The sequence below is a fragment of the Deinococcus sp. Arct2-2 genome (genome assembly GCF_004801315.1).
Taxonomy (GTDB): domain Bacteria; phylum Deinococcota; class Deinococci; order Deinococcales; family Deinococcaceae; genus Deinococcus.
The window spans coordinates 25,569-38,917 of sequence record NZ_SSNW01000008.1 but is presented as its reverse complement, the minus strand read 5'-3'; the positions used below and the strand labels follow the sequence as shown (position 1 = coordinate 38,917).

The 13,349-nt window shown below is 62.8% G+C and carries 10 protein-coding genes; 7 read left to right on the top strand and 3 right to left on the bottom strand.

All coding sequences use genetic code 11. The features are described from left to right. The 7 genes from E7T06_RS05560 (at window position 1) to E7T06_RS05525 (ending at window position 6,846) form a co-directional block, all read left to right on the top strand. Window positions 1–1,089 carry an ester cyclase gene (locus tag E7T06_RS05560; protein ID WP_136364843.1) on the top strand — a complete coding sequence of 363 codons (1,089 nt, stop codon included), beginning with the start codon at window positions 1–3 and terminating at the stop codon, window positions 1,087–1,089. Then, complete coding sequence (locus E7T06_RS05555) at window positions 1,079–2,161, top strand: ester cyclase (protein WP_136364842.1); 1,083 nt, start codon at window positions 1,079–1,081, stop codon at window positions 2,159–2,161. The genes E7T06_RS05560 and E7T06_RS05555 overlap by 11 nt, the downstream gene beginning before the upstream one ends. Window positions 2,162–2,242: 81 nt before the next feature. Beyond that, a complete protein-coding gene (hisD, locus tag E7T06_RS05550; protein ID WP_136364841.1) occupies window positions 2,243–3,511 on the top strand; it encodes a histidinol dehydrogenase in 1,269 nt (422 codons plus the stop codon). Between the two features lie 3 nt (window positions 3,512–3,514). Further along, entirely contained in the window at window positions 3,515–4,414 is a 900-nt protein-coding gene (locus E7T06_RS05545; RefSeq protein WP_136364840.1) for a carbon-nitrogen hydrolase family protein, read from the top strand. A gap of 388 nt (window positions 4,415–4,802) precedes the next feature. Then, complete coding sequence (locus E7T06_RS05540) at window positions 4,803–5,324, top strand: winged helix-turn-helix domain-containing protein (RefSeq protein ID WP_136364839.1); 522 nt, start codon at window positions 4,803–4,805, stop codon at window positions 5,322–5,324. A 506-nt stretch (window positions 5,325–5,830) separates the two neighbouring features. Beyond that, window positions 5,831–6,352 (top strand): hypothetical protein, encoded by a 522-nt coding sequence (locus tag E7T06_RS05530; RefSeq protein ID WP_136364837.1) that lies wholly within the window; start codon window positions 5,831–5,833, stop codon window positions 6,350–6,352. Then, complete coding sequence (locus E7T06_RS05525; RefSeq protein WP_136364836.1) at window positions 6,349–6,846, top strand: SMI1/KNR4 family protein; 498 nt, start codon at window positions 6,349–6,351, stop codon at window positions 6,844–6,846. Before E7T06_RS05530 ends, E7T06_RS05525 begins: the two co-directional genes overlap by 4 nt. A gap of 559 nt (window positions 6,847–7,405) precedes the next feature. Here E7T06_RS05525 and E7T06_RS05515 read toward each other — a convergent pair. The 3 genes from E7T06_RS05515 to E7T06_RS05505 form a co-directional block, all read right to left on the bottom strand. Beyond that, window positions 7,406–9,577, bottom strand: coding sequence for a hypothetical protein (locus E7T06_RS05515; RefSeq protein ID WP_136364834.1), 2,172 nt, complete (start codon window positions 9,575–9,577; stop codon window positions 7,406–7,408). Between the two features lie 42 nt (window positions 9,578–9,619). Beyond that, window positions 9,620–9,835 (bottom strand): hypothetical protein, encoded by a 216-nt coding sequence (locus E7T06_RS05510; RefSeq protein WP_136364833.1) that lies wholly within the window; start codon window positions 9,833–9,835, stop codon window positions 9,620–9,622. Between the two features lie 88 nt (window positions 9,836–9,923). Next, window positions 9,924–13,100, bottom strand: a complete 3,177-nt coding sequence (locus E7T06_RS05505) for an AAA family ATPase (RefSeq protein ID WP_136364832.1) — start codon at window positions 13,098–13,100, stop codon at window positions 9,924–9,926. Window positions 13,101–13,349: the final 249 nt, after the last annotated feature.

Below are 13,349 nucleotides of genomic sequence, written 5' to 3'. Positions count from 1 at the left end.
GTGTCAAATGATCTTCCCCTTCCCGTCTTCGATTTTGCAGATCGGCCCGATTACGCCGAGTTCGTACAGGCCGCGAATACTGGCCGCCGTCAGCCGCTACAGGGCTTCGACGCCGATTACGTAGACATCGTGGATTACATCGTGCGCTGCACCCACAAAATCTGGGAAGAAAAAGCGGTAGGCCTGATCTACACGCACTACGCGCACAACGCGCTGGTGCATCTGCCGAGCGGCGGCACCATCTACGGGCGCGAAACGGTGGTCAGAAATACCCTGCAAAATCAGGCGATCTGGGGCGATTTGCGGGCTTACGCCGACGATGTGATCTGGGGCGGCAACGAAGACGAGGGGTATTACAGCTCTCACCGCCACGTCAACACTGCCACCCACACGGGCTACACCGAATATGGCCCGCCCACAGGCCGCAAAATCTTTTATTGGGGCATCGCCGATTGCTTGATCCGCCGCAACCTGATCGTAGAAGAGTGGCTGACCCACGACGGCGTGACCATTCTGCGGCAGATGGGATACGACCCGGTGGCGCTGGCAAAACGGGCTGTGCTGCCCGCCACGACACATACGCACGGCGAGCTGGACCGTCTGCCCACGGGCCAGCAGTACCCGACGTTTTTGACCGTTCCAGACGCCAACGACAATCCGCAGGCCTTCATCGCCGCCATCTTGCAGAACATGTGGAATGCCCGACTGATCAACATGGTGCGCGAACATTACGCGCCGAACCATGTGGCCTTCGTGCCAGACGCCCGCAAGTTGTACGGACATGGCGACTACGAAAACTTCGTCATCACACTGATGGCCTGCTTTCCTGATCTGGCCCTCAACATTGACCATCAATGCGTGTTGGGCGACGAGCGGCGCGGGTTCCGGGTGGCGACCCGCTGCACTGTTCAGGGCACGCACGAGGGCTACGGGCCATACGGCGCACCCACTGGGCGGCGCATTTCAATGATTATGATCAGCCATCACACCGTTCAGGGCGGCAAAATCGTGGGGGAATGGACGGTGTTCAACGAATTTGAACTGCTGAAGCAACTGCACGGGCAAATCGGTGAAGGCCATGCCCTCTGAGCCAGCCGCTAACCCGGAGGCACTCGGCCTGAATCGGCGCGACATCAGCGAGTTTCTGGCGCAGCCTGACGCGCGCCGCCCCAGCATGCAGGGTTTCGACGCTGACGACGCCGACATCGTGCAGTACATCATCAGCTGCACGCACAAAATCTGGGAAGAGAAAGCCATCGGGCTGATTTACACGCACTACGCTCACAATGCCGCTGTTCACCTGACCGACGCCGAGCTGTACGGACGTGATCAGATGGTGACGGGAACCCTGCGGACGCTGGCGGCTTATCCGGACTTGCGCTTGTACGGCGACGAGGTGATCTGGAGCGGCAACGACGTGAACGGCTTTCATACGTCGCACCGGGTCACGTGGAGCGGCCACAACACCGGCCACAGCGTGTACGGCCCGCCGACCGGAGCGCGGATTCAGCGGCGCGAAATCGCCCACTGCATCGTCATCAAGGGCCGCATTGTCGAAGAATGGAGCGTGCAGGACGAGACCGCGCTGATTCGGCAACTGGGGCTGGATGAAGTGGCGTTGGCGAAAACACTGGCTCAGGCTGAGGCCGACAGCGGCGCACGCCCCTACGCTTCCGGCTCCGGCGAAGTGCCGCGCAGCAAGGGGCAACTGCACCCGCCGATCTCGCTGGACGGAGACCCCACCAACCCTGCCGAGTTGCCGGGACTGCTGTACGCGCTGATCTGGAATGCCCGGATGCTGAATTTTATCGCTGAGTATTACGCGCCGGACGCGGTGATCTGGGTGCCGGGAAACCGCCGCCTAGAGGGAAACGGTGACCTGACGGCCTACATCTTGCACCTGTTGGCCGCCTTTTCGGACGCCGCCATTCAGCTTGAGCATGTGGACTGGATCGGCAGCGAGGCGCAGGGCTACCAAATCGCGGCCCGCTGGACATTTCAGGGCACACACGATGGGCCGAGCAGCTACGGAGTGCCCACCGGAAAGCGCGTGCGCGTGTTAGGCATCAGCCACTTTGAGGTGCAGCGCGGCAAAATCGTGCGCGAATACATGGTCTGGAACGAATTCGCCCTCCTCAAGCAGTTGCACTGGCCTCAGTAATGAGCCGCAGTAAGCGGCAGTCCACCACACTTCCTTTGACCCTAGACCCTTAGACCTTCCCCGCCCCTTTCAGGAGTTCACATGGAATACTTCAAAAAAGCCCCGCCGCAAGCCGCCGCCGTCAATCAAGAAATCCGCGACACCGTTTCCCAGATCATCTTGGATGTGGAGAAGGAAGGCGTGGACGCCGTTCGACGATACAGCGAAAAGTTCGACGGTTTTGCGCCCGCAGACTTCCGGCTGTCTGAAGCTGACATTCAGGCGCAACTGAGCGGCATCAACGAGGACGTGGCCCGCGCCATCGACTTCAGCATCGCGCAGGTCAAGCATTTTGCCGAGTTGCAGCGCCGCACCCTCACCGATTTTGAAGAAGAAACGCTGCCCGGCGTGACCATCGGACAAAAGCAGATTCCAGTCAACGCGGTGGGATCGTACATCCCCGGCGGGCGGTATCCGATTCTGGCATCGGCGGTCATGACCATTGGCGTGCCGAAAGTGGCGGGCGTGCAGCGGATCGTGGCCTGTGCGCCGATTCAGCGCGGTACGGGCAAGGTCAACGCGTTGCAACTGTACGGCATGGTGAAGAGCGGGGCCGATGAGATCTACGCGATTGGTGGGGCGCAGGCGATGGCGGCGATGGCCTTTGGGCTGGATGGCGCGCCGCCTCTGGACGCTGTAGACATGATCGTGGGGGCGGGCAATGCGTATGTGGCCGAGGCCAAGCGCCAACTCTTCGGCGTGGTGGGCATAGACCTGCTGGCTGGCCCCACCGAAATCTGTATTTTGGCCGATGAAACCGCTGATCCCGAAAAGGTGGCCGCCGATCTGCTGGCACAGGCTGAACACGGTACCAACTCGCAATCGGTGCTGATCACGTCGTCGCGCGACATAGCCGAGGCTGTGACCAAGGAAATAGAGCGCCAACTGGCGACGTTGCCCACCGCCGACGCTGCGGGGCAATCTTGGCGCGACTACGGCGAAATTCTGCTGGTGGCCGACGACGCCGAGATGCTGAAGGTGTCGGATCAGGTGGCGTCCGAGCATCTGGAAGTCATGACCCGTGACCCCAACTGGTATTTGCAGCGGCTGACCAATTATGGCTCCTTGTTTTTGGGCCAGAACGCCACCGTCGCGTATGGCGACAAGGGCATCGGTACCAACCATGTACTACCCACCAGCCGCGCCGCACGCTACACCGGGGGGCTGTGGGTGGGCAAATTCATCAAGACTGTGACTTGGCAGCGGGTCAGCGACGCGGCCAATCACACCGTCGCCCCGCCTTTCATCCACATGGCCGACACCGAAGGTATGATCGGTCACGCCGATTCCATGCGCCTGCGGATTCGTTGAAGCATGTCCAGAGTGCTGCCCATCGCCGTCGTACAGGATTCACCGAGGCTGCTCACCGAGCCTGTGCAGCGGTTTGGCGAATCGGTGGCCACGTTGGCCAGGTCTTTTCCGCAGACCCGACTGCTGGTGTACCCGGAACTGCACCTGTGTGGAGACGCCCCCACCCATGACGAACTGAACGCCAACGCTGAAGCCCTAGACGGCCCGCGCATCAAAGCTCTGGCGCAACTGGCGGGTGATTTGGGCGTGTGGCTGGTGCCGGGCAGCGTGTGCGAACGGGGGCCAGCGGGCCAATTGTTCAATACGGCTGTGGCCCTTTCCCCGCAGGGCCGACTGGCCGCCTCTTACCGCAAAGTATTTCCGTGGCGGCCCTACGAACCATTCGATCCAGGCGACCGCTTCGTGACCTTCGAGATGCCCGGCATCGGCACGGCGGGGTTTTCCATCTGTTACGACGCTTGGTTCCCAGAAGTGGCCCGGCATCTGGCGTGGATGGGGGCCGAAGTGGTGCTGAATGTGGTGAAGACGACGACGTGTGACCGCGCACAGGAAGTTGTGCTGGCCCGTGCCAACGCGATTGTGAATCAGGTGTTCGTGGTGAGCGTGAACTGCGCGGGGCCAGTGGGCACGGGTCAAAGCGTGATCGTCGATCCGGAAGGCTTGGTGCGGGCCTCAGCCAGCGGCGCAGACCATACGGTGCTGACCGACGTGCTGGATATGGAACATGTGACGCGGGTTCGGCAGTACGGCACAGGGGGCCTCACGCGCCCCTGGAGCCAGTTCCAGCCGGGCGACGCACCGATTGAGCTGCCGCTCTACGGTGGGCAAATCACGCCGGAACACTGGACGCCTAAGGATGAGCTGCAGCCGCTTTTGGCAATTGATAGGCCCGACAGCACGTAGTCCTCTCTCCCCTCTTGGCCCGAATATCCGGCTTCCTAGTAGACCTTAGAGACACTGCACAGGCACAAAAAAAGCCAGCGGCGGGGCAAGCAGCCCACACTGCACGGCGTTCACACCGGCCCCCTCTAATGGGTTATCGCCTGTCCATCCTCTGGAAGCCGCCTTTCCCTTTCCGCTCTACTGGTATGGAAGATTTTTGAAGGAAGGCTGTGAATCGGAATCCCTAATAAAACGAATCTGTGCCAAGCGGGAAGTACGGCCTTGCTCCAGTTCCCGCACGTCTGTAACGACAACAGGCCTTCGTCTGTCGCCATCAAGTCAACTCACCGCGAATAGGGGTTGACAGCGAGGGAATTAAGTACACCGCATTTAACATGTAGACTTAAGTATGGCCCGTCCTGCCCGCCGCATTGAGATTTCTGAAGACGCTGATGAGCTGCTTCGAGAACTGGAGACCAGTCCACACACCCATCCGAAGGTTCGTCTGCGGGCCAGCATCCTCCGGCTGCATCGACAGGGCTGGAGCATTCCCCAACTCTCCGCGCATTTTGGTCGGAACCATCAAGCCATCCACCACGACTTCACCCGTTTCGAAGAGCGCGGCATTCCAGGATTGAGTGACGAGTGTCCACCAGGACAGCCTCCGAAAGTGACACCCGAGATGGAGCAGTTTCGCCACGAGAAACTGCAGGAGCAGCGCTTCTGGAACGCTCCACTGCTGTGCGAGTGCCTCGCACAGCAGTTCGGGGTGGTGATTCGACCTCGTGCGCTGGCCAATCATCTGCAACGCCTAGGGTACAGCTGGAAACGCGCCCGATATTCACCCGCTCAGACGCTTGATCCTGAACTCATTGCCCCGCATCAGGCTTCTTTGGAAACCCTAAACAGGGGGCACTGGACGGCAAGCTGACCCTGAAATATCTCGATCAGACTGGACTTTCTCTGATGCTCTCGGTGGGAGCGACGTGGTGTAAGCGAGGTTCTGGGCAACAGTTTGAGATCCCCACCGAGTGGGGATCGTCTGGACGGATCAATCTCATCGGCACCTCTACCCTGCACGCGTGCGAAGAACAGCTCGAAGTTCGCGAGTTGGAAGGCAGCTGCAACGGGGATCAGGTCATCGCCTAGTTGAACACCTTAGCCTCCGGCTGTGACCCAGATCAGCTCACGGTTGTCGTCCTGGACAACGCGCCCTTTCACAAGGGCGCGAAACTCAGGGAACAACGCGCGTCTTGGGAACAGCAGGGACTGTTCCTTCGATACCTTCCACCCTATGCGCCCTTTCTCAACCTGATTGAGGAGGTGGGGCGGAAGCTCAAGGGCATCCTGATGCCGCGTCGTTGCGACAACTCCGTGACTGACCTTCGGGCTGCACTCGTGACTGGGCTGAAGATTCTTGGAGCAAGGTTTATCTAGATGTTAAATGCGGTGTACTTAGTTGACTCGCTCGGCTTCACATCCTGTACCCTGTGGTTGAGCCGAGTCTTTACTCGCAGTCGTCTAAACATTGGGGCCAGCCCACCCGACGTCAGCGGCCAAAAGATTAAAGGCTATCTCCCCCACCGGCGCAATGTCCTGCCTGGGGGCGAGACCATCGGCATCACCCAAGCCAATCAGGTACTTCAGGGCAAGACCTTGACGTTCGATGCCAGTCAAAGCGCCCGAACCGATGGCGGAGACAAACCCAATAAAATCTTGCGCAAACATGACCTCAATGTGGAAGGCAGCCGGTTCAATGCCGATCACGTTTTGGAACGGCAATTGGGTGGCCCAGACACGGTGGAGAACCTGTGGCCGCTCAACCGAGCGATCAATGGTTCAGGCGGATCGATCCTTTCTCGCGTGACGTTCACTTTACACAATGGCGCCCAAGCCAAGATCTCTGATTTGAAAAACACAGATAGGAAATACTTTTTGAAGGTGGTATCAACCTTATGACCTTGGAGTCAAGCGTGACAGAAGTCGAACGGTGGATTGAAGCTCAAGGCATTCCACGAAATGAATTGACCCCACCGATCACCGCAGACCAACTCGTGGCTCTCAGGGCCGCCTTTCCCCTGCCTTTGTCAGAAGACTTTTTGACGCTGTATTCGCGGCATGACGGTTTTCCCCATTGGCTCATCTTGGAGGATACCTGGCATCTGCTGGACAGTGAGATGATCTCGGAGCTGTACCGAGAGAACCAGGATGTGTTTGATGACATCATCGCCACCGAACCTTGGCGGGCGGAGTGGCTCCCCCTGTTGTCCAACGGTGCAGGAGATTACCTGCTGCTCGACCTGAAAACGCGCGAAGTCGGCAGCTACTTTCATGAGGGCGGGGAATACGAAGTCGCTTATTCGGATTTGGCTGCCTATTTCAACCATGTGGCAGAAGGATTCCGAGTGGGCCGCTATGAATTCTGCGAAGATGATGGCATGACCTTTGTGTGAAGGCCACTGGCAGAACGCAGAATGTCAACACACTTGGCACTGTGGATCGTATGGACGCCGCTTGCCTAGAGAAGCAGACCCGCACCTTTCAGGCAGACACCGTGCATGTCCTGATGTCTTTGGGATCTTGATGCAAGAAAAAGTGATTGTGCTTCGGTCAGCCGCTGGCAATCTTCTGACAGGCCGGCGAGTGACTCAGTTGGCCAGTGCGTCTAATGTTCATCAGTTGAGCTTCCAATATATGGGCGAGAATGAAGTTGCCGAAGACTACGTCCATTCCGCCTTTCTTGACCCTAAACAAGGCGCCCAACTTGTCTTGGTCGATGACTCAGCACCTGACACTTTGCTGAGAATGGTTTCCTAGACGCAGTCGGGCATGACAAAGGGCGATATCAGAGTCTGTGACGAGCTCCGAAACCGCCCTGCTGCAAGAGTGACACGCTGGCCGCCCATCTGAACACCCGTCTCCTGCACCGCCGTGTCGACGCTTTGAAGCGGCTCTCCGCAGACTGTTCGGCGACGGGCGCTCCTCTCTGCACCGATGTGGTGTACCCACCAGCTATTTCAAGATCGTGGCGTGGTAGGTACACGGGCCAGACCAGACCGTCAGGCTTTTGCTGCGGCTGGGGTCGGGCGCGTTCAGGGTCAAGGTCACGCGGCAGGGCGTCGTGGTGCGGGAGTCGTTGCCATAGTCGTACAGATTCAAGATCGTTTCCGTGGAGCTTCCCCGCTCGATCTCACCGTAAGGGCCGCTGACGTAGAACTTCCACTCGTAAGTCAGGGCTTCATTCTGCGGGTTCTCCAGCTCGATGCCCGCGAAATAGAGGGTGGGGCCGGGCTCGCCGCAGCCGGTTCTGCGTAGGGTCAGGTCGATCTCGCCGGGAAACACTGGTCTGGTCGAGCAGCCGGGGCTATCCGACCGGGGCGTTTCCCGGTTGAACACATTGGCGTAGGTAATTTTCGGGTAAGGGTTCGCCAGCGGCGGCAGCACGGTGAAGGTCTTGGCCTGCTGGGTCACGGCCCCTTGGCTGTCGGACACAGATACCCGCACCTGCCGACTGCCCGTCGCCCCGAAGGTCACCAGAATCTGGCAACCGTTGACGCGGGAGAGGGTGTCCGGCGCGTCCACCCCCCAAGTGGTGTTGTTGCACAGATCCGTCTTGGTCGGCTCGTCGGGGTCGCTGATGGTGGCGGCCACCGAGTACGCCTCGCCCTGATGCGGGTCTCCAGAATATTGCAGAGTCAACGTGGGCGGCGGGTTCAGCACGTTCAGGTCGAACTCCAGCCGGGACGTGGCCCCTTGGGTATCCCGCGCCGTGATGGTGATGCGCCGCACGCCTGCCGACGAGAAGGTGTGGTCAGGGCCGAGGGTGCCGTCCAGACTCGACTGCACCGCTACCGTGACGTTACAGCCGTCTTCCGGGTCGCGGGCCGTATAGAAGAACGTGCCCAAATTGTCGCAGCCTGCCCGGAAATTGGTGGATTGGCCCTGATTGACACTGAGCGGAACAGTCGTGAGGGTCAAGCGCGGCGGGCTGTTGACCGAACGGCCAAATTCCACCGCCTTGTCGAACAAGGTGCTTTGGTAATTCGCCAATGTGCCGATCACGGGCAGCTTGGCGCGGAAGCCCACGGTCCCCCTCAGGTAGCCGCTGACGATCCAGGCCGGATTGCGCGGGATCTTGGCGTCGAGTTCCAGCCCACCTTCGAGAGAGGCTTCTGGCCCCGCCAAACCGTACAGGGTGACGCTGGTGGTGGCCTGAATGCCTGCGCGGGGTTTTAATGCTCCGGCAAAGGTGGGGGGGCGCACGTCTCCCCGCACATTCAAGCCCTGAAGGGGTTTCCAGCCGTCGTCGTCTGTCCAGCGCACGCCGACTTTGGCGGTGGCCGACTGGCCGGAATCAAAATCGACGCTGGCCTGAATTTCGCCGCCCGCTGTGAGGTACAACTCGAGGCGCGGCACGACGACCACAGGGACAACGGCGATAAAAAAGACTTTGGGCGTGAAGACCTGCTCACCGATTTTCACCGCGCTGCCCAGTTGTCCCTGCGCTTCGCCCGTGACCCTAAACCGCGCACTCTGGTCAAAGCCCACGCTGGCTTCAAAGGAGTCGAGGCACACGAACGGCGGCGACCAGCATGGGGAAATGTCGAAGTTCAGGCCGTATCCGGCATTGAAGCCCACCGAGCCGTCCACCTTCACTTGTCCGCGTGCCGTGGGGCCGCTGAGCGGCACAAAGGTCTGGTTGAAGGTCTTGCCGAACCGGAAGCCTTGGCCGAAGCCGGCCTGCGGCGCGAGCGTTCCGGCGCTTCTCACGGCCTCCCCCACCAGCAAGTCGCTGTCTGCGGGCAAATCGGCTTCGGTCAGTTCGGCCTCGACCTTCAGCGACCCGCGCGTAATGGCGTCGGTGAGATTGGCCTGCGTGGTGTCGAGCACCACCGCGCCGTTGTCAGTGCGGATGCCCTGAACCCGCCGGAGATAGCCGTAAGGGGCCGCGGCCGAAGGCTCCGAGACCACCACGTCGCCCACTTTGACCGCCCCGAGGGTGGGGGTCGAGGCCGAGAACGTCAACGTTCCCGCCACTGGGTCGTAGGCACGGAGCGCGGCGCGGGTGTCGGCGTCGGCCACTTTGGTGGTGGCCGGAATAATGGGCGCGGCAGGATCGGCGGGAGACTGCTGGCCGCAGCCTGCCAACACCACCGCGAGAAGCGACAGACCAACTCGGTTCATGTTCCTTTCTCCTTTGAATGTGGGACGCCTTTGACCGTGTACTCAGCGCAGCCCCCGGCGAACCGGGTCAGCCTGAGCAGTGCCGGCGGGCTCGGCCACTTGGCGCAGGTAGTCCAGCCACGCCGCAATGCTGGTAAAGGTGCGGCCACTCGCCTCACCCCGCACGCGCACTTCGGCCCACCAGGTCTCCGGGGGGCCAGTACAGACCAAGCTGATGTCCAGTTCGGTGCGCCGCTCGCCGCCGCTGTTCTGACTCATTGCACCTCCTGTAAGGTCGGTTCCAACCTTACGGAGTCAGGCGACACAGGAGCGACACCAGCGGCGGTGCCCCAGCGTCACAGGCGGCCTAACCGAAAAGCGCACGCCACACAGGAAGGGCCGTGAACGCTCGGCGCAGCTCGGGATCGTGCAGCCGCGCGAGCCGCGTATGAAGGGCGGCGCGGGCGGAAGCGGCCACCGCTTGGGCGCCTTGTTCTTGTCCAGACGCCCGTAGCGCCTGTGCCAGCACCCACGCCGCCTGTTCGGGCCAGGCCTCGCGCAGGGCCACCAACCCGGGCAGGGCGGCTTGCTGGGCATCGCTCAAGGCTTCGGGCAGGCGGCCCAGCGCCAGCCAAGTTTCGGCGCGGGCGGTGAGGGTCACGCTGCGGTTGGAGGCCGACTGGATGGTCGTCGCCGACGTGAGCGCTTCGTCGGCCGCCTGCAACGCCGCCCCAAACTGGCCTTGGTCGTTCAGCAGTTGCACGCGGTGGTGCAGGCACGACGACACCAGCCGGTGATTTCCGGTCTGCTGGCCCAACGAGATGGCCGACGTGAGGGCCGCTTCCGCCTCGTCCAGGCGGCCCAGACCCCGCAGCGCGCGGGCATGCGTATCCAGCACAAAGCCTTCCAGCTGACGAAAGCCGTGCTGGGCGATCAGCGCCAGAGACGCGGTGGTGTCGGCCAGCGCCGCCGCGTAAGCCCCGTACAGGCAGAGCGTGGTGGCGCGGTTGTTGAAGATTCTGGCCCTCAGCAGGGCGTCCTGCTGGAGACCGAGGGTTGCCAGTCCGGCGGCGTAGTCGGCCAGCGCCGCCTCGGGGTCACTCAGGGTGGTGTGCAGCAGGCCGCACAGGTTCAGCGCCTGCACGCGCTGGGCGGGGCTCAGGTCTTCGAGCTGCGCGGCGGCAGTCGCCTGCGCCAGCGCCCGGTCAAAGTCTTCGGTGTAGTACAGCGCCGAAGCCAGCCGAATCAGCGCTTCGCCCCGCTCTGCCGGACGGCCCAGGGCGGCGGCCAGCGCGCAGGCCTGCTCTGCCGCCGCCAACGCGTCTTGTGGGCGGCCCATGATCGACAAAAAGTTGGAGCGCCGCAAGGCCACTGTGAGGCGCTGGGCCGCGGTTTCGGCCAAAGTTTGCATGGCGTCCAGCGCGGCTTGCTGAACAGCGCGTTCGCCCAATTCGCGGGCCAGCCCTTCGCGCCGAACATGCAGGTCGAACAGCTCTGGCGACGGCAACGATGTGGGGAACCCCGGCAGAGCCCCAGCCGCCAGGGCCCGTCCCAGATGGGCCAGCGCCTCGCGGTTGGCGTACACGGCTTGGGCGTCTTGCGCGGCCCGCAGCCACGCCGCCGCCGCTTCGGCAGGACGCTGGGCTTCCCCGAAATGCGCGGCGATCACGGCGGGCGCGCCCCCGCTGCGTTCCAGTTGTTCAGCCAGCCGGCGGTGAATCAGGCGGCGGCGCTCTGGACTCTGGGCCTGTGCCAGGGCGCGCCGGGCCAGTTCGTGGGCAAAACGGTAGCCACCCTCGCTCACCCGCAGCAACCGCGCCTCTGCCGCTGTTTCTAGCCCTTCCAGCCCTTCCCAGTCCGACAAGGCGCTGACCTGCGCCACGGTGTCCAGGGCAAACGGCTCGCCCGCCAAACTGCCGACCTCAAGGAGCCTGCGGACAGCGGCCCCCAGCCGGTTGGCCCGGGCCAGCACGGCCTCACGCACGCTGGGGGGGAGCGGCAGCTCCACATAATCTTTGGTGCTGTCGTCGTAGCGCGTGGCCCAACCGCCCGCAGGCTCGGCCTGCAACTCGCCGGCCTCGAACAGGCCGCGTAGGGTCTCAAGCACAAAGAAGGCGTTGCCCCCCGTGGCCGCGTGCAGTCGCCGGGGAAACAGCACGGCGGAGCGCCCCGACAGCCGCGCCACCAGATCGGCCACCGCCGACTCACTCAGGGGGCCAAGTTCGATCAGCACGGTGTCCCCAGCGTGCAGCAGCGTCTCGAGGTGCGCCGCTGCGTCTGGGCGCAGTTCGTCGCGGCGCAGGCTGAACAGGGCCGGGCGCTGCAGCCCACGCTCGCGCAGCCGGGCCAGCGCGTAGTGGTGCAGTTCAAAACTGGACGCATCAAAGAGATGCAGGTCATCGCCCAGCAGCACGTCAAAACGGGTACAGACGGCCTCCAGATAGTCCACGTAGGCGCTGAACAGGCGCAGGCGGTCTTCTTCGGAGCGCAGCGGGCTTGCGGGGGGTGCGCCGAGTTCCGGCACCAAGCGGGCCAATTCGTGACGCGCCCGTTCTGGCAGGGGCAAGGCGGGTTCCTGCCCCCACACCTCGCGGATGGTCCGTGCCAAGGTCGCGAAAGGAACCCCGGCGTCCAGCGCCTGCCCGCGCAGCACCAGCACCCGCCCCTGAGAGGCGGCGAAGTCGCGCAGCAAGCGGCTTTTGCCCACGCCTCCCTCTCCAGACAGCACCACACTGCGGCCCGCCCGCCACGCCTGCTCCAGCTGCGCCCAGACCTCGTCCCGGCCCACCAAGGGCGCTTCCAAGTTCGGCACCGGAGGCATCGCTGGCACCACGGGGGTCAGCCTCGCCTGTTCAGACAGGGCCACCGTTTCCGGCAGCGGTTCAAGGGCAAATTCGGTGCGGAGCATGACCTGACAGCGCTCAAAGAGGCGCAGGGCTGCCCCGGGTTCCCCCAGCCGCAGGTGCAGCTCCATCGCTGTGCGGTAGTGGCGTTCCTGAAAGTCATCGGCGGCCATCAGGAGCGCGGCGCTGTCTAGGGCCCCCCGCAGGTCGCCCGCCGACTGCCGCTGACCGAGCAGACGCTCCAGCACCGTCAGCCGCTGGGCCGCCAGCGCTTCACGCTGAAGAGAGAGCCAGTGGTCGTACTCCGCCGCGCCGCGCAGGTCGAGGCCGTCCAGCAGCGGGCCGCCGTAGAGGGCAAGGGCTTCTTCCAGTGCGCCGCGGGCCACCAGTGCCCGGAACTGCTGCACGTCGGTGTGCAGTGGGCCGCGCAGCCCCACCTGGTCTGGGGTCAGGCTCAGATACTCGCCCAGCGGCGTGCGGGTCAGGCGGTGCAGTTCTTGGCGCAGGTTCTTGCGGGCCAGGTCATCATAAAAATCAGACCACAGCAGACCGGCAAGCTGGGCGCGCGGCACCGGCCCTTCCAGACTCAAGTAAGCGATCAGCGCCAGCGCCTTGCGGGTCGGCAGATGCACCTCGGTTGCGGAGTCCAGCGTCAGTCGGCCCTCGCCCAGCCAGCGTGCGGTCAGCAGCCCAGACGCCATGGGCCGAGTGTAAACCTAAAATTCACCGCGACTGAACAGGTGCGTGTTGAACTTCTCAGGGCGCCTGTTCGGGGCCTGCAACCGGGGCCATTCCAACCTGTGCGGGAAAGTGGCCTGGACAGTGCCTGTGACGCTTGGCCCCACAGCCGGGTGTCGCCGTTGTGACGCCCCGTTTCCTAGGGTGGGTTTCACAAGGCGGCAACGGAAATGCTGACCGGGGAGGTCAATGTGCCCACGTAGCCAACGGAA

Bases quoted from the DNA above. Each gene is read 5' to 3' on its own strand.
- E7T06_RS05505 (WP_136364832.1), bottom strand. From the start codon at position 13,100: ATGGCGTCTGGGCTGCTGACCGCACGCTGGCTGGGCGAGGGCCGACTG.
- hisD (WP_136364841.1), top strand. From the start codon at position 2,243: ATGGAATACTTCAAAAAAGCCCCGCCGCAAGCCGCCGCCGTCAATCAA.
- E7T06_RS05515 (WP_136364834.1), bottom strand. From the start codon at position 9,577: ATGAACCGAGTTGGTCTGTCGCTTCTCGCGGTGGTGTTGGCAGGCTGC.
- E7T06_RS05530 (WP_136364837.1), top strand. From the start codon at position 5,831: ATGTTAAATGCGGTGTACTTAGTTGACTCGCTCGGCTTCACATCCTGT.
- E7T06_RS05525 (WP_136364836.1), top strand. From the start codon at position 6,349: ATGACCTTGGAGTCAAGCGTGACAGAAGTCGAACGGTGGATTGAAGCT.
- E7T06_RS05555 (WP_136364842.1), top strand. From the start codon at position 1,079: ATGCCCTCTGAGCCAGCCGCTAACCCGGAGGCACTCGGCCTGAATCGG.
- E7T06_RS05545 (WP_136364840.1), top strand. From the start codon at position 3,515: ATGTCCAGAGTGCTGCCCATCGCCGTCGTACAGGATTCACCGAGGCTG.
- E7T06_RS05540 (WP_136364839.1), top strand. From the start codon at position 4,803: ATGGCCCGTCCTGCCCGCCGCATTGAGATTTCTGAAGACGCTGATGAG.
- E7T06_RS05510 (WP_136364833.1), bottom strand. From the start codon at position 9,835: ATGAGTCAGAACAGCGGCGGCGAGCGGCGCACCGAACTGGACATCAGC.